This is a genomic window from Arcobacter sp. LA11 (genome assembly GCF_001895145.1).
Lineage (GTDB): Bacteria > Campylobacterota > Campylobacteria > Campylobacterales > Arcobacteraceae > Halarcobacter.
Map to the genome: position 1 here is coordinate 288237 of NZ_BDIR01000005.1, position 21664 is coordinate 309900.

The 21664-nt window shown below is 27.5% G+C and carries 21 protein-coding genes; 13 read left to right on the forward strand and 8 right to left on the reverse strand.

The features are described 5' to 3' along the window. The first annotated feature begins 1 nt into the window (after position 1). Positions 2-784, forward strand: coding sequence for a serine O-acetyltransferase (gene cysE, locus BT997_RS07410; RefSeq protein WP_083568549.1), 783 nt, complete (start codon positions 2-4; stop codon positions 782-784). Positions 785-791: 7 nt separating this feature from the next. Next, a complete protein-coding gene (locus tag BT997_RS07415) occupies positions 792-1529 on the forward strand; it encodes a sulfite exporter TauE/SafE family protein (RefSeq protein ID WP_072680801.1) in 738 nt (245 codons plus the stop codon). Here the strand turns inward: BT997_RS07415 and acnA are convergent. The 3 genes from acnA to BT997_RS07430 form a co-directional block, all read right to left on the reverse strand. Next, entirely contained in the window at positions 1526-4054 is a 2529-nt protein-coding gene (gene acnA / locus BT997_RS07420; RefSeq protein ID WP_072680802.1) for an aconitate hydratase AcnA, read from the reverse strand. The two genes, BT997_RS07415 and acnA, sit on opposite strands and share 4 nt — an antisense overlap. A gap of 87 nt (positions 4055-4141) precedes the next feature. Beyond that, a complete protein-coding gene (locus BT997_RS07425; RefSeq protein ID WP_072680803.1) occupies positions 4142-4615 on the reverse strand; it encodes an ankyrin repeat domain-containing protein in 474 nt (157 codons plus the stop codon). A 9-nt stretch (positions 4616-4624) separates the two neighbouring features. Beyond that, positions 4625-6052: a catalase gene (locus BT997_RS07430; RefSeq protein WP_072680804.1), complete on the reverse strand. Its 1428-nt coding sequence runs from the start codon at positions 6050-6052 to the stop codon at positions 4625-4627. A 176-nt stretch (positions 6053-6228) separates the two neighbouring features. Here BT997_RS07430 and uvrA point away from each other — a divergent pair, with 176 nt between their 5' ends. From uvrA to BT997_RS07445, 3 genes are read left to right on the forward strand one after another with little or no spacing between them, the layout of a single operon-like run. Then, positions 6229-9039 (forward strand): excinuclease ABC subunit UvrA, encoded by a 2811-nt coding sequence (gene uvrA / locus BT997_RS07435; RefSeq protein ID WP_072680805.1) that lies wholly within the window; start codon positions 6229-6231, stop codon positions 9037-9039. Further along, positions 9039-9383, forward strand: coding sequence for a DUF309 domain-containing protein (locus tag BT997_RS07440; protein WP_072680806.1), 345 nt, complete (start codon positions 9039-9041; stop codon positions 9381-9383). The genes uvrA and BT997_RS07440 overlap by 1 nt, the downstream gene beginning before the upstream one ends. A 53-nt stretch (positions 9384-9436) precedes the next feature. Beyond that, a complete protein-coding gene (locus BT997_RS07445; protein ID WP_083568555.1) occupies positions 9437-10816 on the forward strand; it encodes a diguanylate cyclase in 1380 nt (459 codons plus the stop codon). Here the strand turns inward: BT997_RS07445 and BT997_RS07450 are convergent. After that, positions 10813-11208: a hypothetical protein gene (locus tag BT997_RS07450; protein WP_072680807.1), complete on the reverse strand. Its 396-nt coding sequence runs from the start codon at positions 11206-11208 to the stop codon at positions 10813-10815. The two genes, BT997_RS07445 and BT997_RS07450, sit on opposite strands and share 4 nt — an antisense overlap. Before the next feature lie 178 nt (positions 11209-11386). On the opposite strand from BT997_RS07450, the gene BT997_RS07455 reads away from it, so the two are divergent. From BT997_RS07455 to BT997_RS07480, 6 genes are all read left to right on the forward strand, one after another. Next, complete coding sequence (locus BT997_RS07455) at positions 11387-12436, forward strand: CNNM domain-containing protein (RefSeq protein ID WP_072680808.1); 1050 nt, start codon at positions 11387-11389, stop codon at positions 12434-12436. Between the two features lie 133 nt (positions 12437-12569). After that, entirely contained in the window at positions 12570-12995 is a 426-nt protein-coding gene (gene lysM / locus BT997_RS07460) for a peptidoglycan-binding protein LysM (protein ID WP_072680809.1), read from the forward strand. Positions 12996-13004: 9 nt separating this feature from the next. After that, a complete protein-coding gene (locus BT997_RS07465; RefSeq protein WP_072680810.1) occupies positions 13005-13535 on the forward strand; it encodes a DUF937 domain-containing protein in 531 nt (176 codons plus the stop codon). Between the two features lie 62 nt (positions 13536-13597). Then, positions 13598-13921, forward strand: a complete 324-nt coding sequence (locus tag BT997_RS07470) for a YegP family protein (protein ID WP_072680811.1) — start codon at positions 13598-13600, stop codon at positions 13919-13921. A gap of 103 nt (positions 13922-14024) precedes the next feature. Continuing rightward, positions 14025-16400, forward strand: a complete 2376-nt coding sequence (locus tag BT997_RS07475; RefSeq protein ID WP_072680812.1) for an ATP-binding protein — start codon at positions 14025-14027, stop codon at positions 16398-16400. Further along, positions 16400-16873 (forward strand): HugZ family protein, encoded by a 474-nt coding sequence (locus BT997_RS07480; RefSeq protein ID WP_072680813.1) that lies wholly within the window; start codon positions 16400-16402, stop codon positions 16871-16873. The genes BT997_RS07475 and BT997_RS07480 overlap by 1 nt, the downstream gene beginning before the upstream one ends. A gap of 9 nt (positions 16874-16882) precedes the next feature. On the opposite strand, the gene BT997_RS07485 is transcribed toward BT997_RS07480, so the two are convergent. Then, positions 16883-17221, reverse strand: a complete 339-nt coding sequence (locus tag BT997_RS07485; RefSeq protein WP_072680814.1) for a MerR family transcriptional regulator — start codon at positions 17219-17221, stop codon at positions 16883-16885. 186 nt (positions 17222-17407) lie between these two features. Here BT997_RS07485 and BT997_RS07490 point away from each other — a divergent pair, with 186 nt between their 5' ends. Then, positions 17408-18964: a BCCT family transporter gene (locus BT997_RS07490; protein ID WP_072680815.1), complete on the forward strand. Its 1557-nt coding sequence runs from the start codon at positions 17408-17410 to the stop codon at positions 18962-18964. A gap of 17 nt (positions 18965-18981) precedes the next feature. Here BT997_RS07490 and pdxH read toward each other — a convergent pair whose 3' ends face one another. Next, positions 18982-19623, reverse strand: coding sequence for a pyridoxamine 5'-phosphate oxidase (pdxH, locus tag BT997_RS07495; RefSeq protein ID WP_258239446.1), 642 nt, complete (start codon positions 19621-19623; stop codon positions 18982-18984). Between the two features lie 75 nt (positions 19624-19698). Between pdxH and BT997_RS07500 the strand changes: the two genes are divergently transcribed. Beyond that, a complete protein-coding gene (locus BT997_RS07500; protein ID WP_258239447.1) occupies positions 19699-20325 on the forward strand; it encodes a tRNA-uridine aminocarboxypropyltransferase in 627 nt (208 codons plus the stop codon). Positions 20326-20336: 11 nt separating this feature from the next. On the opposite strand, the gene BT997_RS07505 is transcribed toward BT997_RS07500, so the two are convergent. Further along, on the reverse strand, positions 20337-20981 hold the full coding sequence (locus BT997_RS07505) for a hypothetical protein (protein WP_083568559.1): 645 nt from the start codon (positions 20979-20981) through the stop codon (positions 20337-20339). 85 nt (positions 20982-21066) lie between these two features. After that, entirely contained in the window at positions 21067-21582 is a 516-nt protein-coding gene (locus BT997_RS07510; protein ID WP_072680817.1) for a hypothetical protein, read from the reverse strand. Between the last annotated feature and the right edge of the window lie 82 nt (positions 21583-21664).

The window sequence follows — 21664 nt, forward strand, 5'->3', positions numbered from 1 at the left end:
AATGGGCGAAAATAAAGAAGAAAAAACAGTAGAACAACAAATAGAAGCAATAGAAGAAGCAAATAAAGAACTAGGACTATGGAATCAAATAAAAGAAGATTTTTCTGTTCCAAAGCACAATGACCCTGCATTAAATTCAAATATTGAACTTATATTTAACTATCCTGGTGTTTGGGCAATAATAAATCATAGAGTAGCTCATAGGCTATATACTAAAGGTTTTAAGCTAATTGGTAGAATGATTATGGGATTAACTCAATTTTTATGTAATATGGACATTCACCCAGCTGCTACTATAGGAAGACGAGTATTTATTGATCATGGGATTGGTGTCGTTATTGGAGAAACTACTATTATAGAAGATGACGTACTTATTTATCAAGGAGTAACTCTAGGTGGAGTTAGTTTAGATAAAGGGAAAAGACATCCTACTATAAAAGCAAATTCTGTAATAGGAAGTGGAGCAAAAGTCTTAGGAAATATTACTATTGGAAAAAATGGTAAGATTGGAGCAAACTCTGTTGTAGTTTGTAATGTTCCTAAAAACTCTACAGCAGTAGGAGTTCCAGCAAAAATCATTAAAAGAGATGATAAAAATGGAAAACTAAACCATGCAGATTTACCAGATATTAATAAAGAAATGTTCGAATACTTATTAAAAAGAGTTGCTCTTTTAGAACACCATATTAAACAATGTGATGGTATAGACTTAAGTAAAGAAGACCATGACTTAGAATGTATATACAAAAAATTCATAAGTGCAATGAATTCAATTAAAAAGTAAAAATAGAATGACTGAACTAATACTATTTGGTATGATAACTGGATTTATATCTGGTTTTTTTGGTGTTGGAGGAGGAATGGTCCTTGTTCCAATGCTAGTAATGACCGGATACTTAATGAAAGAAGCAATTGCAATTTCAATTATGCAAATGGTATTTAGTTCTATTTATGGTTCATTTTTAAACTCTAAAAAAGCAAAAGGTGTTTTTAAAGAAGGTCTTATTATTGGAATGGGAGGTTTTGTAGGAGGTTTACAAAATAGCTTTGTACATTCTATAGTTTCAAATGAGGCTTTACAATACTTTTTTATTTTAATTATCATACTATCAATTATCAAAATCTTTGTATCTCCAGCAGAACCTGATTGTGAGCCAAAAAAACACAGTAAATTAACTCTATTTATTATAGGTTTCTTTATTGGGATTATTGCAATGAGTATTGGAGTTGGTGGCTCAATTATGTTAATACCAATTCTAGTTGGTTTTATGCATTATAATATTAAAACAGCAACTAGTCTTAGTTTATTTTTTGTAATATTTTCATCTATAGCAGGATTTAGCTCTTTAACAATAAATGACCAAATGTTATTTAATGAAGGTTTTACAGTAGGAGCTGCTTCTTTAATAGGTGTTTATTTTGGAATAAAAACTAAGAATGCAACTTCATCAGGTTCATACAAACAATTTATACTAATACTAAATTTTATAATATTAGCAACAATGATTTATAAAACTTTTTTTAATTAAATATTCTTAAAAAAATAAGATAAAATTCCACCATTTTTATAATATTCTACCTCAGCATCATTATCTAATCTACATTTTAAGTCAATTTCAATATCAAAATCTATTTTATGAATAATTACACTTATTTTCGAATCTGCTTTAATTTCATTACTTAATATAGATACTTTTTCATTCCCTTTTAATTTTAAACTTTGAATATCATCGTTAATAAATTCCAAAGGTAAAACTCCCATACTAATCAAACTTTTTCTATAAATTTCTGAAAAAGATTTCGCAATAATAGTTCTTACTCCAAGAAGTCTAATTCCTTTTACTGCCCAGTCTCTTGAATCTCCTTTACCAAAACCTTCACCTGCAAATATAATAGGTATCTTATCTTCTTGCATAAACTTTTGTGATTTATCATAAATAGATATTATCTCATTTGATTCATAATCTATAGTATATCCACCCTCTTTTGATATCATTTGATTTTGAACTTTGATATTATCAAAAATACCTCGAACCATAACCTCAGCATTTCCTCTTCTATTTTCAAAAGAATCATACTCAAAGGATTTTAAACCTTTTGTTTCTAAAAACTTTGAAGCAGGAGAATGTAAAGATATTTGTCCAAGTGGAGAAATATGTTCAGTAGTAATAAAATCACCAAATATAGCTAAGATTTCTGCATTTTTTATTTCAATTTTTTCTAATTTTATCTCTTCTAAAAAATTAACTGATTGAATAAAAGTTGAATTACTATTCCAATTATATGTATCACTATTGTTTACAATTAATTTTTGCCAAAAATCATTGCCTTTAAAAATATTTTTGTATATATCTTTATATAAAGTATTATCAAGTTTTTCTAGATAATCCCCTACTTCCTTACCTGTAGGCCATAAATCTTTCATCTTAATATCTTTATCATCAATTACACCAATAATATCCTCAAAGAGATTAAATTTCATACTTCCTATTAAAGAATAAATTACTATTAAAGATGGAGACATTAAGTAATTTGATTTTATTAAAGGATTATTATTGTATTTATAATCTTTATCTATAGAACTAATAGCACAGACATTAAGATTATTACTTCTAATATCAGATTCTAAATTTATATCTATTACTTCAGAACCTTTTGAATCTCCACATCCATAAGAAACAATATTAAAACCTATTTTTTCTAAATAATGCAATAAACCAATTTTTTCTAAATACTCTTTTACTATGATAGAATCAGGTGAAAAAGTACATTTTATATTTTTATTTACAGTAAGACCAAACTCTAAAGCCTTTTTTGCTATTAATGCAGCATGTATAAGTAAATATGGATTTGAAGTAGATATACATGAATTAATAGAAGCTAGAACTATATCTGTATCTTTTAATTCTTTTCCTCTGTTTAAAATAACTAACTCTTTTAAACTATCCAATTCAATTATATTAGTTGATTTTTTTTGTCCTATTATTATTGGAGTCAATACTGATAAATCAAAATCAATTACTTGGTCATAATCTAATTCTTCATTAGAATAAAAAAAACTTTGCTTTTCTAAATAAGTTTTTATTAATTTCGAATAATCTTCATTGCCTCGCGTTTTATTAAAATATGAAATTGTCTTATCATCAATTGCGAAAAAAGAACATAAAGCTTTATACTCTGACGCCATATTACAAATAATAGATCTATCTTCAAGAGTAAGATGTTTTAATCCCTCACCATAAAACTCAATAAACTTACCTTCTACTTCATATTCTTTTAATAGTTTAATCAAAGCTAATACTAAATCAGAAGAAGTAATCCCTGATTTAAGTTCTTTATGAATATTTACACCAACTACTTTAGGAAAATCTAAAGAGAGTGGAAAACCTAAAATAGTAGATTCAAGTTGCATACCATCACAACCTAAACCTAATACCCCAAGGGAGTTTGTCATACTATTATTTGAATCAGTTATACATATAGTCTCTGGATATAAAAAAAACCTATCTTCTTTTTTTTCTACATGTAATATAGTAGATAAATACTCTAGGTTTACTTCATGACATATGCCAGAACCAGGAGGTATTACTCTAAAATTTGAAAATGCATTTTCTGCCCATTTTACAAACTCATATTTTTCATAATTTTTCTCATACTCTTTATTTATATCTAGATTACTTTCATTACTATTTCTCAGAGAATTATCAATTACCATATCAACCATAATCTGAGGATTTATTTTAGATATATCATCTTCTTTTTCTTTCATTTTATCTCTAATTGAAGCTAAATCAATAAGAGAAGTAATACCTTTAAAGTTTTGCATAATTATACGAGAAGGATGAAAATTGATTTGAGAATTCATTCGATTAGAAAAAATATCTACTATTTTATTAAATTCTATTAAATCTTTTGATTTACGAAGATTTGCTTCTAATAATATTTTTAAAACAATTGGAAGTTTTTTTAATTTTTTACTACTATTTAAAACACTACTTATATCATGATAATAAAATGTTTCATTTTCTATATCAAAACTGTTGATAATATCCAAACTATAATACCTTCTTATGGTTATTTAGTTATAAAAATAACAAATGATTAATTAAGACTGGATAAATTATTTATTTCAAAGAAGAGTTTAAAAAACTCTTCTTATGTAAGATATAGTATTTGTAAGGATTGAATAAATTGTGCTTTTTTTATCTTTAGTTAAATATTCTGTAATCTCTTTATGTCCAAAAAGTGCAGAAAAAGTTACAGGTGTTGTACCCATTCCATTATTTGCATATATATTTGCTTTTCCTTTTTCTACTAATAATTTAACCATTTCAAAATAACCTTTAAAGCAAACACCTGCTAATGGTGTTTGCCCTCTATCATTTCTTTTATCAACTTCTGCACCATTTTTAATCAAAAACTCTACAAGCTCTATTTGATTATTATAAGAAGCTAACATCAATAAGCTATTTCCTTTATGGTCTGATAAGTTTATATTTAGCCCTGAATAAATCATTCTTGATAATTCATCTAAGTTACCTTTTCTTGCAAAATCTAGTGCCATATTTTGAAGTTCGGCATATCTTTCTTCTTCATCTGCTGTAATTGCTATCATGATAAATCCTTATATTTTTAATGCAGTTCTTACCCCTGCTTCATATTCACTTGAAACCTTTTTGAAATGACTTAATTGCCTTTCTATTATCTCTAAAGGAACACCATCCATAGATTCTGCAATATTATTAAACAATTGTTCTTTTTGATAATCTGACATTAAATTAAATAAATTTCTTGCCTGTACATAATTATCATTGTTCTTATTATGATCATATCTATTAGCATCACCATTTATAACTAAGTCTGGTTCTAATAAATCTCTATTTTCTACTGCTCCATTAAAACTATTTGGTTCATAATATGCATCCGTAACTTCTTTCTCTTCAAAATTCATAGAACCTGCAGTATGATATGTATTTACATCTACAATTGGTCTATTTACTGGTAACATTTCATAATGAGTCCCTACTCTATATCTATGTGCATCAGGATATGAAAAAATTCTAGCTTGAAGCATTTTATCAGGAGAGAAACTAATACCTGGAACGACATTTGAAGGAGAGAATGAAGCTTGTTCTATTTCATTAAAATAATTCTTTGGATTTTCATTTAAAGTTAATACACCAACATCAATTAGCGGATAATCAGCATGAGGCCATACTTTTGTTAAATCAAAAGGATTAAACTCAAAATCTCTAGCTTGCTCTTCTGTCATAATCTGAATTTTAAAATCCCATTGTGGGAAATTTCCTTTTTCAATATTTTCAAATAAATCTCTTTGATTACTTTCTCTATCACTAGCTACAATTTTTGCAGCTTCTTCATTTGTAATAGTTTCTATTCCTTGTTTTGTTTTAAAATGGAATTTAACCCAAAATCTTTCATTGTTTTCATTTATTAAACTATAAGTATGAGAACCATAACCATTTACATGTCTATAACTCTTTGGAATACCTCTATCTGACATCAAAATAGTAACTTGATGTAAAGATTCTGGACTTAATGACCAAAAATCCCATGCAGCAGTGTTTGAGCGTAAATTACTTTGTGGATGTCTTTTTTGTGTATGAATAAAATCAGGAAATTTCTGAGGGTCTCTTATAAAAAATACTGGCGTATTATTACCTACTAAATCCCAATTTCCCTCTTTTGTATAAAATTTCAAAGCAAAACCTCTAACATCTCGTTCTGCATCAGCAGCACCAGCTTCACCAGCAACTGTTGAAAATCTTAAAAGCATTCTAGTTTTCTCACCTTTTTCAAATACTTTCGCTTTTGTATACTTTGAAATATCATTTGTAATTTCAAGTTCTCCAAAAGCTCCACTCCCTTTTGCATGAACTACACGTTCAGGTATTCTTTCTCTATTTTGATGTGCAAGCTTCTCTATTAATTGATAATCTTGCATCAATACAGGACCGTATTCACCTGCTGTAATTGAATTTTGATTATCTGCAATTGGATTCCCTGCTGTTGTTGTCATTGTTTTTTTCATAATTTTTCCTTAATAATAATTTTTATCCTTTGAGAATTTTATTCCTAAATCTTTTAAAATAAAATTTATTAAAAATTTAGTTTTTAAAATTGATTAAACTTTTATATAAGCCTTTATCAATAATTATAAAAATCTATCATATAATATGAGCTTCAAAATTTAAAGGCTATATTACAATGCAAGATAAAATCAAGATATTTAACGCTAAAGAAAACAACTTAAAAAATATAAATTTAGAAATTCCAAAAAATAAACTTATTGTATTTACAGGATTATCAGGCTCAGGGAAATCTACACTAGCATTTGACACCTTGTATGCAGAAGGTCAAAGAAGATATATAGAATCACTTTCAGCGTATGCAAGGCAATTCTTAGACAAAGTTGGGAAACCAGATGTTGAAAGAATTGAAGGATTAACTCCTGCAATTGCAATTGATCAGAAAACAACTTCAAAAAATCCACGTTCTACTGTGGGTACCATTACAGAAGTTTATGATTACTTTAGACTTTTATATGCAAGAATTGGAAAACAACATTGTCATAAATGTGGAGAACCAATTTCTCAAATGAGCGCTTCTGACGTTATTGATCAAGTATTAAAGCTTCCCGAAAATTCTAAGATTGTGATATTAGCTCCTTTAATCAATAGAAAAAAAGGTACCTTTGCAGATTTACTTGAAAGTCTAAGAGGAAAAGGTTATGTAAGAGCTATGATAGACGGTGTGATGGTAAGACTTGATGAAGATATTGAGCTTGCAAAAACACAAATGCATACAATCAAAGTGGTTATCGATAGAGTGGTTATTAAAAATGACAACAAAGATAGAATAGCTCAAGACGTTGAGAAAGGACTTAAAGAAAGTTTTGGAGAGCTTGAAATTGAGATTTTAAACCATGAAGAAGTGGGTACTGAAAAACATATTCATTATTCAGAGCATATGGCTTGTTTTGATTGTAAGATTTCATTTGAACCTTTAGAACCCCTTTCTTTCTCATTTAACTCACCAAAAGGTGCTTGTTCATCTTGTGATGGATTAGGTATAAGATATGCCTTAGACATGAAGAAAGTTATCAATGATGAGTTACCACTTGAAGAAGGTGCCATAAAAGTAATATATGGATTTAATAAAGGATATTACTTCAAGATGCTTATGGCTTACTGTGAGGCTGCTAGCATAGATATTAAAATACCATTTAAAGAGTTACCACAACATCAACAAAAAGGTATTTTGCATGGTGGTGTGGAAGAAGCAAAATTCACTTGGAAAAGACATAAGCTTACAAGAAAATGGGAAGGTATTGTAAAAATAGCCTATGATATGATAAAAGATGAAAAAGAGATGGCTGAATATATGACAGAAAAAGTATGTTCAGATTGTGGAGGAAATAGATTAAAACCCTCTTCTCAATCTGTTTTTGTAGCACAAAAAACTATATCTGAAATTATAAATAAACCTATTGAAGAAGCACATGCCTTCTTTCAAGATGAAAAAAACTTTAAATATTTAAGTGAGCAAAATAGAATGATTTCGGCTCCTATTTTAAAAGAGATACGTGAACGAATCTTCTTTTTAAATGACGTAGGACTTGGATACATTACACTTGGACGAGATGCTAGAAGTATTTCAGGAGGAGAAGCACAAAGAATTAGAGTAGCTTCACAAATTGGTTCAGGACTTACAGGAGTTATGTATGTTCTTGATGAACCATCTATTGGATTACATGAAAGAGATACTAGTAAGCTTATTAAAACACTAAGAGCCTTACAAGAAAAAGGAAACTCTGTAATAGTTGTAGAACATGACAAAGAGACTATAGAAGCAGCTGATTATATAGTTGATATAGGACCAAATGCAGGAAAATATGGTGGAGAAATTGTATTTGCAGGAACCTTAGCAAAAATGCATAAAGCAAAAACATTAACGGCACAATATTTAAATGGTGATAAAAAAATCGATTATGCACATAATCGTCCACAAGAAGATTTTATAGAAATAAAAAATGTTACGATAAACAATATTGAAAACTTAGATGTAAAAATTCCTTTGAAAAACTTATGTTCTATTACTGGTGTTTCAGGAAGTGGTAAATCTTCACTAATTTTACAAACCCTACTTCCAGTCGCCAAAGAGCTTCTTAATCACGCAAGAAAAGTAAAAAAAGTAGATGGCGTTGAAATTGAAGGATTAGAAAAACTTGATAAAGTAATTTATCTTGACCAATCACCTATTGGGAGAACACCACGATCGAACCCCGCAACATATACAGGATTAATGGATGAATTAAGACTACTTTTTTCTAAAACTAAGGAAGCAAGTTTAAGAGGATATAAAATTGGTCGTTTCTCATTTAACGTAAAAGGTGGAAGATGTGAAAAATGTCAAGGAGAAGGTGAAATCAAAATTGAAATGCACTTCTTACCAGACATTATGGTTAAATGTGATGATTGTCAAGGACAAAGATATAATGCACAAACTCTAGAAATACTTTACAAAGGTAAAAATATTTCTGATGTATTAAATATGAGTGTAGACGAAGCTTTAGAGTTCTTCAAAAAAGTACCAAAACTGTATGCAAAACTTCAAACACTTTCAGATGTTGGACTCGGATATATTACACTTGGTCAAAATGCAGTCACACTTTCAGGAGGAGAAGCACAAAGAATAAAACTATCAAAAGAGCTTAGTAAAAAAGATACAGGAAACACACTTTATATCTTAGATGAACCTACAACAGGACTTCACTTTGCAGATGTTGATAGATTAACAAAAGTACTTCATCATTTAGTTGATGTTGGTAATTCTGTTCTTGTAATTGAACATAACCTTGATATAGTTAAAAACTCTGATTGGGTAATAGATATGGGACCAGAAGGTGGAAGTAAAGGTGGACAAATAGTAGCAGTTGGTACACCTGAAACACTTGCAAAAAATCATAAAAAAACAGGTTCATATACTGGTTATTATTTAGATAAAGAAATAAATTAATGTATGATAAAACAATTTTTACACAATCATCAGCTATAAAAAGGTTTATTTACGCTTTAGAAAACAGACTTTTTGTAGAAGCTCATGAACTTTTAGAAGATGATTGGAAAAATTATAAAAAAAATGGTGAAAAAGAGAAAGCAAAAGCACTTCAAGGTTTGATAAATGGTGCAACTGCTTTAGCTTTATATTATATAAAAAATAGACCCGAAGGATATAAAAAAGTTTGGCCTGTTTTTGAAAAATATAAACATCTTTTGAATCTAATTGAAATTGAAGAAAAAGAAAAATTCTATGAAGCAAAAGATTTATTGATAAAGATAAATAATAATATAAAGTTATAAATATAAAGTTGTTATCAGATACAATAACTAAATCAAATTTAAGGTAATTCATCTTGCATAAAAGAATTCTTTTTATACTTTTCGTTTTATTTTCAAATATTCTTTATGCCGATAAAAATCTAATTCAAGATGATTATATAAAACTAACTCCTGAAGAAGCTATATTTCTTAAAAATACAAAAATCAACGTAATCACTTCAAATACTTGGGCTCCAATTAATATGTATAATGATAATGAAGAACTTTCAGGAATAGCAATAGACTTCTGGAAACTGATTAAATCAAGAGCTGAAATTAATTCTAGTATCTCTATTTCTAAAGATTGGAATGATGTACTTACAAAAATAAAAAATAAAGAAGCTGATATTACTTTAGGTACTTCATTTGATAAAGAAAAATTATCTTATGCAAAATTCTCAACACCTTACATCTCTTTTCCAATAGCTTTTGCAACTTTATTTGACAAGCGTTTTATTCCTGATGCTTCTTTTTTACAAGGATTAAAAGTAGCAGTTGGAGAAAACTACAGTTCACACATAGTATTAAAAAATGAATACCCTAGTATTAATTTTATAACTGTTAAAAATACAGAAGAAGCTTTAAAACGACTTAGTGCAGGTGAAGTTGATGCTGTTATAGATATTTTACCAGTTGTTGCACATTTGATTTCTAAAAATGGTTATTCCAATTTAAAAATTTCAGGAACAAGTAGAAATAATATTGAAATTTCTTTTATGGTTAGAAAAGATTATCCTGAATTAGTGCAAGTTATAAATCGTCATATATCTTTGCTGACACCAGATGATAAAAATAAAATCATAAGAGAATGGCTAACAGTCAAATTTGATAAAAGAATTATAGATAAACATATGATGATAAATATCATAATAATTATTATTGCACTACTTGTGTTATATATTATAAGACAAAGAAGTGCAAATAAATATAATGAACAACTTGAATTTTTATCAAATACTGATGCCTTAACTGGCTTAAAAAATAGAAGAAAAATAGATAAAATATTAAATAAAATAAAAAATAAAAAGTTTTCATTGATTCTTATGGATATTGATCACTTTAAATTAATAAATGACGATTTTGGACATCTTTTAGGAGATGAAGTTTTAAAAAATGTTGCTCATATTCTAAAATATAATGTAAATCAAAATGATATAATCGGTAGATGGGGAGGAGAAGAATTTTTAATTATATGTAAAAACACTTCAATCTCTGAAGCTGAAAAATTATCATATAGAATTAAAGATTTAATTGAAAACTATGATTTTAAAGTTCGTAAAATCACTGCTTCATTTGGAGTTAGTGAAGCACACAATAATTTAGAATTAAAAGATATTCTTGCTAATGCAGATAAAGCTTTATATAAAGCAAAAGAAAATGGTAGAAATCAAGTTATATTATCAACGAAAAACTAAATCTCAGCTGCAGCTTCCGCTTTTGCCTGTGCTATAAAATATGCTTTAAGTTTCATCATTTCATCTGTAGGAAATTGATTTTGAGCTTCACCACGTACAGCTCTTACAAAAAAATCTTTTGATGAATCATTAAATCCAAAATTTAGGTTTGTTAATACTACTTCTTGATATTGTGCAACATCTTGAGGTTTGATTTTTTTTGTCTCTTGTACTTCAGAAGTTTTACTAGCAGAAGTTTCATCTACTTTTTTTAAAAACTTATCCTCTGTAACTTGTCTAGCATCCTCACCATTTTTTAAGTTTGCAATTTCAGATGAAGGTTGTACTTGCTGGATTTGAATCAGATTATTATCTGCATATTGATTAACTTTTGGAATTAGTCCATACTCCATGACGACCTCCTTATTGCTTTAATACTAACATTATACAAAAAAAACTAGATTTTTGTCAAAAAAAATTAATTTAAAGATAAGTTTTGCTATTATATGCCATTAATTTTTTTCAAAATAAGGAGTAATTCTTGGAAGACACTTCCCAGAGGCGTAATTTACAAAAAAGACGAGGTTCAAAATGGAACTTCTAATAATCCTATTTATAGCTGTAATCAGTATATCATTTTTATGTTCAGTATTAGAGTCTATTATTTTATCAACAAATTTCACTTATATATCTGTCTTAGAAAATAAAAGTCCAAGTACAGGAAAACTTTTAAAAAAACTTAAAACTGACATTGATAGTTCTATATCTTCAATTTTAATTTTAAATACTTTTGCAAATACTTTAGGTGCAACAGCAATTGGTGTTCAAGCACAAAACGTTTTTGATGGAAATAAAACATTAGTAATGATTGTATCTATTGCATTAACTTTTGCAATTTTATTTTTTGCAGAAATAATTCCAAAAACAATTGGTGCTGTATATTGGAAAGAATTAGCACCTGTAGCTGCTAAAATAATTCGTTTCTTTGTATTTATAACATATCCTATAATTTTAGTAACTCAATTTGTAACTAAAAAAATAAAAGGTAATGACAGTGGAGATTCTCTTTCAAGAGAAGAACTTATTCATTCTACATTATTGAGTGAAGAAGAAGGTGTAATTGGAGATTTAGAGTCTGATATTATTGAAAATACTTTAACACTTAATGAAATAAAAATAAAAGATATTTTAACTCCTAGATCTGTTATGTATGCAGTAGAAAAGAAAACTGCAATAAAAGATATCCTTGAAGATAAAAGAACTTATAAATTCTCAAGAGTTCCAATTTATGAAGAAACAATCGATAATATTGTAGGTATAGTACTTACAAAAAAACTTTTTAAACAAGCAGTTAGAGATAAAAGTGCAACTATGGAATCTATTATGACTCCGGTTTTCACATTAAATGAAAATATACCAGTTGCAAAAGCACTAAATAAATTTATCCAGAAAAAAGAACACATGTTTATTGTTTTAGATAATTATGACCAAACTGAAGGTTTAGTTACTCTAGAAGATTGTATTGAAACACTTTTAGGTCTTGAAATAATGGACGAATCTGACACTACAGCTGATATGAGAAGATTAGCTCTTAATAAAATGAAAGCAAAAAGAAAAGAAAAAGGTAGTAAAGAAGCTTAAGTCTTCTTTCTACTTTTCTATATATTTAAACTAAAATCTGTAACTATTCTGTAATAAAACAAATTTGATAAGATATTAAATTATTAATTAATAAAAAACTGCTACACTTTTTTTTATTTAAAAAGGAGAAAATATGGGATTTTTATCATTTGCAATTGATGCAGGTAAAAAATTATTAGGTTTAGGTAATGATGAAGCTAATGTAAAAAGTGAAATCGAATCAAATAGTTCAAGTATGCCAATAGAAAACCTTGACGTAAAAGTTGAAGGTGACAAAATTATATTAACAGGAGAAGCAGATGACGAAGCAAAAGAAAAAGCTGCTTTAATTGCTGGAAATATAAAAGGAATCAAAAGTGTAGAATTTGACGGAATTACAGAAGATTCAGAAGAAAACTACTATGAAATAAAATCAGGAGATAACCTATCAAAAATTTCTAAAAAATTTTATGGAAATGCAAATTTATACAATAAAATTTTTGAAGCAAACAGAGAAGTTATCAAAGATATGAATTTAATCTATCCTGGACAAAAAATTAGAATTCCTAAAAATGGCTAGGAATTAAAAATGAATATTTTAAATACGATACTAGAAAATGGTTTAGATGAAAATATTTTAGGTGCTATTTCTAATAAAACAGGTATTGATACAAATTCTGTTCAATCTTTAGTTTCTCAATTAGCTCCACAATTATTAAATGGAGCTAAACAAAACTTAACAAGCGATAATGATTCATCAGATTTAATTAATATGATTTCAAATACAAACTTAGATGAAATTAGTCAAAATCCAGATGCTATAGATAGTATGGATAATTCAAATATGTTAGGTCAACTTTTTTCTTCATTAAATGAAAATGAAAGTGATATTACAAATGCACTTAGTGCAAAAAGTGGTATTGATACATCTTCAATCGCTTCTCTTTTACCAATGGTTGCACCTTTAATAATGGGAGCATTAAATAAACAAACAAATCTAAGTTCGACTGATACTTCAGATACAAATAGTATTACAAGTATGCTAAGTGATTTTATTGATCAAGATAATGATGGTTCAGTTGTAGATGATTTAATGGGAATGGCTAAAAAATTCTTCTAGATAAGAATTTTTTAAATTATTTTGCTATAGAATAGATACAAATTTATTACAAGGAAAGAAATATGACAATTAACTTAAGAAAAAGTGACGCTAAAGAGCCATTTACATTCGTATTTGTAAATGCTGAAGGTAAAACAATTGTAAAAAGTGAAAACTATGCTCAAAAAGCTAGTGCAAAAAATGGAATTGAATCTGTAAAGAAAAATTGTCAAGATGATGATAGATATGAATTAAAAGAATCATCAAATGGAAAACCTTTCTTCAACATTAAATCAACTAATGGTCAAATTGTTGGAACAAGTGCATTATTTGCAGATGAAGCAGAAAGAAGTGCAGCTATTGCAGAACTTAAAGCTGATAGTGCAGAGGCAGAAGTTTCTGAATAATAAAATTAGTTTTTAATTATATAAAAAGTGGATGTCTAGATTTAGGCATTCACTTTTTTTTTGCTATAATATCCATCAAATTTAATAAAACAAAAGGTCTATTATGAGTAGCACATTTGATTATGAAAAATTAAAACTTTTCTTTATAGGAAAAGAAAAAATCAATGAAGAAAAATCTATTCCAGTTATATACAAAAATAAACACCTAACTACGCATGCTGCAATTATTGGTATGACAGGAAGTGGTAAAACTGGACTTGGGATTTCACTTCTAGAAGAAGCTGCTATTGATAATATTCCTTCTATTATTATTGATCCAAAAGGTGATATGGGAAACCTCTTACTGACATTTCCAGAACTAAAAGGAAGTGACTTTGAACCTTGGGTTGAAGAGCAAGATGCTATTAATAATAATATGACAAAAAGTGAACTAGCACAAAAAACTGCTTCACTATGGGAAAAAGGAATTACAGGAGATTTTCAAAGTAAAGAAAGAATTGCAAAACTAAAAAATAGTGCTGATTTTACAATATATACTCCAGGAAGTACAGCAGGTGTTCCTATTTCTATATTGCAAACTTTTAAAGCTCCTGCACAAGAAGTTTTAGAAGATAGCGATATTTTAAATCAATTAGTTAGTTCTACGGTATCATCATTATTATCTTTAGTTGATATTAAAGATAATAGTTCATCAAAAGAACATATATTAATCTCATCAATTTTTATGAACTATTACTCTCAAGGAAAAGATTTAAATATTGAAGAATTAATTTCTTGCATTGTTACACCTCCTTTTAAAAAAATTGGAGTATTTGATTTAGAAACTTTCTTTGCTCAAGATGATAGATTAAAACTAGCACTAAAACTAAATACAATTATTGCAAATCCATCTTTTAAATCTTGGATAGAAGGTGAGCCTTTAGATATATCAAATCTATTATATGATGAGAATGGAAAAGCAAGAGTATCAGTTTTTTCTATTTCGCATTTAAATGATTCTCAAAGAATGTTTTTTGTTTCACTTTTACTAAACCAAATGCTTGCATGGATGAGAAGACAAGAAGGTACATCATCACTTAAAGCCCTACTTTATATGGATGAAATATTTGGATATTTCCCACCATCAAAGAATCCACCATCAAAACAACCTATGTTGACACTATTAAAACAAGCTCGTTCATTTGGTATAGGAGTTATACTTTCTACTCAAAATCCTGTTGATTTAGATTATAAAGGATTAGCAAATATTGGAACTTGGTTTATAGGACGTCTACAAACTAAGCAAGATAAAGAAAAAGTAATAGATGGATTAGCAACTAGTGGAAACGTTAAATTTGATAAAAAAGAATTAATGAACTTACTTTCAAATTTAGATAAAAGAAACTTTATCATGAAAAATATCCACGAAGATGCAATTAAAGTATTCAAAACAAGATGGGTTTTATCATATTTAAAAGGTCCTATTTCAAAAGATGATATAAAAAAACTTATGTCTGATAAAATTGCAAAAGCTTTAAATAAAGATACAACAAATGAAAGTACAAATACTCAAACAAGAGTAACACAACCTATTGAAAACTCTTCATCTAAACCCATTTTACCAAATGGTTTAGAAGAGAGTTTTAATTACATTTCACAAAGAGACAATTATCAGATGCAACCATACTTATTAGCATCTTGTGAACTAAATTTCTTCAATGCATCAAAAAAAATTGATATAAAAAAATCAATTATTCAAAAAATTTATTTAGATGAAACAGATTCAAATGTAAATTGGGAAGATAAAGAAGATTTAGAAGATAATCAATTTTCAAAAAAACAAAGAGCAAACTGTTCCTTTTATAATGTTCCTACATTTATGCAAAATGCAAGAAGATTTAAATCTCTTCAAAGAGAATTTACAAATCTTATTTATCAAAATGATAAATTAACACTACACACTATCTCTTCTCTAAAACTTACATCAAAACAAAATGAGAGTTTAATTGATTTCAAAATTAGAGTACAAGATAGATTAAATGAAGCTATTGATGAAAATATTGATAAACTACAAACAAAGTATGAAAAAGAAGAGAATAGACTAGAAACAAAGTTAGAAAAACTTTACATAAAACTAGAAAAAGAAAAAGACCAAGCAAATGCAAAGACAACAGATACTCTTATTTCTATAGGCTCTTCTATTTTAGGAGCATTTTTTGGTAAATCAATGCTAAGTAAAACAAATGTAGGCAAAGCAGCCTCTAGTGTAAAAAATGTTTCAAAAGTTTTAAAAGAGAAAAAAGATGTTAAGTTTGTAGAAGCTGAAATTGAAGAACTTTCATCTGACATTGAAAATTTAAAAGAAAAACTTGAAAATGAAATTGAAAAGATAAATGAAGAGTATAATATATCAAATTATGATATTGAAGAAACATATATAAAACCAAGAAGAAAAGACATTTATAATGTAAAACTATCACTTCTTTGGGAGGAAATTTAATGTTAACAGATTTTTTAAAAGAATTTAAAAGTATAGTATTATCTACAATTGATAAGAATAATAATCCATTTACAAGTTATGCACCATATGTAAAAAAAGATGCAAAATATTATGTTTATCTAAGTTCAATGGCAAGACATACACAAAACCTGGATAATAACAATAATGTTTCACTATTTTTTATAGAAGATGAAATCTCTTGTGCAAATATTTTTGGAAGAAAAAGAGTAGTTATTCAAGCTAATTCAAAAAAGCTTCCAAGAGATACAAAAGAATTCGAAACTCTAATTAGTATGTTTGAAAAAGAGCATGGAGCAACAATGAATATGCTTAAAAGTATGAAAGACTTTTCGATATATGAATTCAAACCACATGGTGGAGAAGCTATATTTGGTTTTGGAGAAGCTTATAATATAGGTGGAGAAAACTTTGATGAGTTAATACAAAGACAAGGTCAAACAGGACACAAATAGTAGAAGTTATTAAATAATTTCTACATCTGTAATATCTTTACCTGAAACTTTTTCTAATTTTTGTTCAACTAAGTCTAAAAATTCTGTTTTATTCTTTTCATCCATATTATTTTCTAAAATTTCATTTATATATTTAATACCATTTGCATTTATTTTCTTCATACTTGCCAAATAGTGTACAAATGAGATTTTTTTTACATCATTAATTGAATATAGTTTTTTAGCCTCTTTTTTTAAAGGTAAAAGCCCTTTCTCTTCATACATCTTAAGTGTTCTTACTTTTGCAGTTAAAAGCTCTGCAATACTACTTAAAGGTAATACATCTTTATCATTATCAAGTAAAGCCAAAAAAATCCTTCTTAATTATTTAAAAAAATTATATCCTAGAAATAAATAAATTATAATTAATCCAAAAAGATGTTGATTTTATACACTTAATAACTATAATTTAAGTCAATTTTAGTTATTTTAATTACATATATAATGTAATTATTTTACACTATATATGTAAAATTTTATACTAAAGGATGTTATTTGGATTCAAAGAATTCTGAAAATAAACACATACTAGGTCAAAATAATTTACAAAAATTTGGTCTAGATATACACAATCCGGTGTTTATTATAAGTGCCATGCTAATATTGGTTTTTGTAATAGGTACCTTAATCTCACCAAAAGAGGCAAAAGAAGTTTTAGATGGGGCGAAATGGTGGTCAATAAACAATTTTGATTGGCTATTTATGTTATCTGGTAATATTTTCGTAATATTTTGTTTACTATTAATTTTTTTACCAATTGGAAAAATACGTCTTGGAGGAGATGATGCAAAACCTGAGTTCACAACTTTTGCATGGTTTTCAATGTTATTTGCAGCAGGAATGGGAATTGGTCTTATGTACTGGTCTGTAGCAGAACCAGTTGCATATTATACTGCTTGGTGGCATACTCCACTAAATGTTCTACCAAATACGCCTGAAGCAAAAGAACTTGCTATGGGTGCAACAATGTTTCACTGGGGATTACATCCTTGGGCTATTTATTGTGTAGTTGGTTTATCATTAGCATTTTTTGCATACAGCAAAAAACTTCCCTTAACTATGAGATCTGCTTTTTATCCAATCTTAAAAGAAAAAGTTTGGGGATGGCCAGGTCATATTATCGATGTACTTGCAGTTTTTGCAACTATTTTTGGACTTGCTACATCTTTAGGATTGGGAGCACAACAAGTAGCTTCAGGGTTAAACTTTTTATTTGATATTAGTAAAGATGTAAATACTCAAATTATAATTATTTTAGGAATCACTTCAATTGCTGTTATTTCTGTAATAAGAGGATTAGAAGGTGGAGTAAAAGTTTTAAGTAAAATAAATATTATTATTGCAATTTTGCTAGTTTTATCTATTATAATACTAGGACCTACTAGCGATATTTTATTAGGAACAGTAACAACATTAAATGCTTATGCTTCAAATATTTTTGAACTTAGTAACTTTATTGGAAGAGAAGATACTGAATGGTTCCATGGTTGGACAGTATTCTATTGGGCTTGGTGGATTGCCTGGTCTCCTTTTGTAGGAATGTTTATTGCAAGAGTTTCAAAAGGAAGAACTGTAAGAGAGTTTGTCATTGCTGTACTTTTAGTTCCTATGATAGTAACAACAATTTGGATGAGTACTTTTGGATTAACAGCACTTGATCAAGTTATTGGAAATATTGGAGCTTTAACAAATGGAATTACAGATAAATCACTTGCAATGTTTCAAATGTTGGAAAATATTCCATTTTCTTCAATTACTTCGTTTATAGCTATAATATTAGTTATTGTATTTTTTGTGACATCTTCAGATTCAGGTTCGCTTGTTATTGATAGTATAACAGCAGGTGGAAAACTTGATGCACCAGTTGTACAAAGAGTATTTTGGGCTGTAATGGAAGGATTAGTTGCAGTTACACTTTTATATGTAGGTGGTAATGATGCATTAAATGCTCTACAAGCAGGTTCGATAACAACCGCACTTCCGTTTACAATTGTTCTTTTATTAATGTGTTATTCATTATATAAAGGTTTAAAAGAAGAACTTTCTAAGTAGTAGTTTAAAACTACTACTTATGGAGATAAACGCTCTATTTTCCAATTAGATTTACTATCTAAAATATAAACGAATCTATCATGTAATCTATCTGTACCAGCTTGCCAGAATTCTATTCTCTCTGGCTTTAAAATATAACCACCCCAAAAATCAGGAAAAGGAATTTCACCTTTTACAAATTTATTTTTAATTTCATTAAATTTTGCTTCAAGAATTGACCGTGAACTTATAACTTCACTTTGATGAGATACCCACGCTCCAATTTGACTACCTTTAGGACGTGATAAAAAATACTTTAAAGACTCTTTTGAAGATATTTTTTCAATACTTCCTTCAATCTTAACTTGTCTATCTAAATCTAACCAAGGAAATAAAACTGCTGCTTTTGGATTTTCTATAATATCTTGTGCTTTTTTACTTTTATAGTTTGAAAAAAATACAAAACCAGTTTCATCAAATATTTTTAATAAAACTGTACGAACACTTGGCATCATGTCTTTTCCTGTTGTTGCTAAAACCATTGCATTAGGCTCTCGTAAACCTACTTCAATAGCTTGATTAAACCAAGTTTCAAACTGTTTTATTGGATTTTCATCTAAATCTTCTTTATTTAAACCTTTATCCATATATTGTTTTCTCATCTGAGTAATATCTATCACAAAAATTCCTATTTTTTAATCTTGTATTCTAACATCTTTTTTTATATAATCACATCAAAAAAAAAGTGAAGAATATTGCAAAGAAATACTTGTTATAAATGTTATAGACCAAAAAGTTCATGTATGTGCGAATATATAAATCCTATAAAAACAAATACAAAGTTTATCATACTTATGCATCCAAAAGAGTATAGAAAAACAAAAAATGGCACAGGGCATTTCACTAATAAATCACTTCATAACTCTGAAATATTCATAGGTATAGATTTTACTGACCATGATAAAATAAATTCGATAATAAATAATCCAAACAACGAATCATACATTTTATACCCTGGAGAAAAAAGTATAAAGTTAAATAATCAATCAATTAAAACTGGAAAAAACATAGTTCTTTTTCTTATTGATTCGACTTGGCCATGTTCAAAAAAAATGCTAAGAGTAAGTAAAAATTTAAAAAAATTGAAAAGAGTGAGTTTTCATAGTAGAAAAATATCAGATTTTAAAATAAAAACTCAACCAAATAGTTATTGTTTATCCACAATAGAAACAACACAATATATTCTTCAACTACTAAATAAACAAAATATAGAAAGTATAGACAATAAAAAGCTGTTAGAATTTACTAAACCATTTGAAAAAATGGTCGAATATCAAATAGAGTGTGCAAAAGACTTAAAAAAAATTAGATACAAAGAATAAAGATAAATTTATTATTCATTTGTATCTGGATTCTCAGCCTCTAACTGTGCATCTGTTTTAAGTAATTCTGCAATTTTTTCATCTATTATTTTTAATGTTTGTTCTTGTGTTTGATAAGATATTTCAGGTAATGTTCCACCCCACATTTTCTCAGCTTCTTCAAAACCTCGAATAATACCTTTTTTAGCTTCTTCTAAAGCTTCAAAACTATCTCCTGCAATATTCATTACAAAAGAACTAACTCTAAAAGATGTTTGCTCAACACTAAAAAAACCACCATCTGATACTAAACTTTTTGCTTCATCTGAAGATAACTCAGTTATTGGTTTACCATCATAACCAATTGATTTTAAACTAAAACCACCATCAATCTCTTTTCCTGATAAAAAATCATAAACCTCAGTATTATTAATAATATTCATCAAAGAATTTTGTGCTGATGTATTTTTTTGTGATAACTCAACACTTTTTATATTTAAGAATACCTTTATACTCTCCATAGAAATAGAAACATTAACAGCAGAGTTATGAATCTTACTTTCATTTGATTTATGAATTGAACTATTTTCAGAATGAGACTTTTGTTCAACCTTTGTATCTTCAGCTTGAAAAGTACCAAAGTATTGATTGTCAACATTTAAACTTACAGCTTCCATATCAAGCTCCTTTTCCCAATTTATAACTAATTATATTAATACAATTCTTAAAATTAGATTAAACATAATACTCATAATTATAATTTTAAAATTCTATTCTATCTATCCTTACTCCTTTAGAACAGTCATCTGCACAGTTTTTAGGACTATACAAACAATATTTCAATATCTTTTTCTTATCATATCCTATGTAAATATTATTTGTTTTTTTATCTTTTCTTAAAATAGTAACTTTACAAATTTCATATAAATCATCTATTTTTTGAGGTATTATACCTTTTTTACTATTACCTAAATTGTTTTTTCTTTCTGTAAATTTTTCTAAAATCTTTCCATTTGAATTCCAAGAAGAATACTCTTTTTTTATTATTTCATCATTTTTTACATAGATTTTACTTCTATTTCCAAATCCTATCCAACTTATAAATTCTGAAGTAAAAGTATATGTAGAATTATTATTTATTTTAATTTCTTTCCAAATTAAAAAACTCTTCTCTAAATCTAAGATTTCATTTGAAAGATTCATTTGCTCAGATTTTTCTGCACTACAAGAAACAAAAAAAACTGTTATAAATGCTAATAAGACTGATTTTTTTAACAAATTTTGTACCTTTTATAAAAAAAACTAAAAAATTATAAAATAGTTTTATAATTTTCTGATAATATTAGCTAAATTTAACTAT

Coding starts and splice junctions, on each gene's coding strand:
- BT997_RS07430 (WP_072680804.1), bottom strand. CDS start 6,052: ATGAAAAAAACAATGACAACAACAGCAGGGAATCCAATTGCAGATAAT.
- BT997_RS07425 (WP_072680803.1), bottom strand. CDS start 4,615: ATGATAGCAATTACAGCAGATGAAGAAGAAAGATATGCCGAACTTCAA.
- BT997_RS07455 (WP_072680808.1), top strand. CDS start 11,387: ATGGAACTTCTAATAATCCTATTTATAGCTGTAATCAGTATATCATTT.
- uvrA (WP_072680805.1), top strand. CDS start 6,229: ATGCAAGATAAAATCAAGATATTTAACGCTAAAGAAAACAACTTAAAA.
- BT997_RS07475 (WP_072680812.1), top strand. CDS start 14,025: ATGAGTAGCACATTTGATTATGAAAAATTAAAACTTTTCTTTATAGGA.
- cysE (WP_083568549.1), top strand. CDS start 2: ATGGGCGAAAATAAAGAAGAAAAAACAGTAGAACAACAAATAGAAGCA.
- BT997_RS07470 (WP_072680811.1), top strand. CDS start 13,598: ATGACAATTAACTTAAGAAAAAGTGACGCTAAAGAGCCATTTACATTC.
- BT997_RS07465 (WP_072680810.1), top strand. CDS start 13,005: ATGAATATTTTAAATACGATACTAGAAAATGGTTTAGATGAAAATATT.
- BT997_RS07480 (WP_072680813.1), top strand. CDS start 16,400: ATGTTAACAGATTTTTTAAAAGAATTTAAAAGTATAGTATTATCTACA.
- BT997_RS07440 (WP_072680806.1), top strand. CDS start 9,039: ATGTATGATAAAACAATTTTTACACAATCATCAGCTATAAAAAGGTTT.
- BT997_RS07505 (WP_083568559.1), bottom strand. CDS start 20,981: ATGGAAGCTGTAAGTTTAAATGTTGACAATCAATACTTTGGTACTTTT.
- BT997_RS07415 (WP_072680801.1), top strand. CDS start 792: ATGACTGAACTAATACTATTTGGTATGATAACTGGATTTATATCTGGT.
- BT997_RS07450 (WP_072680807.1), bottom strand. CDS start 11,208: ATGGAGTATGGACTAATTCCAAAAGTTAATCAATATGCAGATAATAAT.
- lysM (WP_072680809.1), top strand. CDS start 12,570: ATGGGATTTTTATCATTTGCAATTGATGCAGGTAAAAAATTATTAGGT.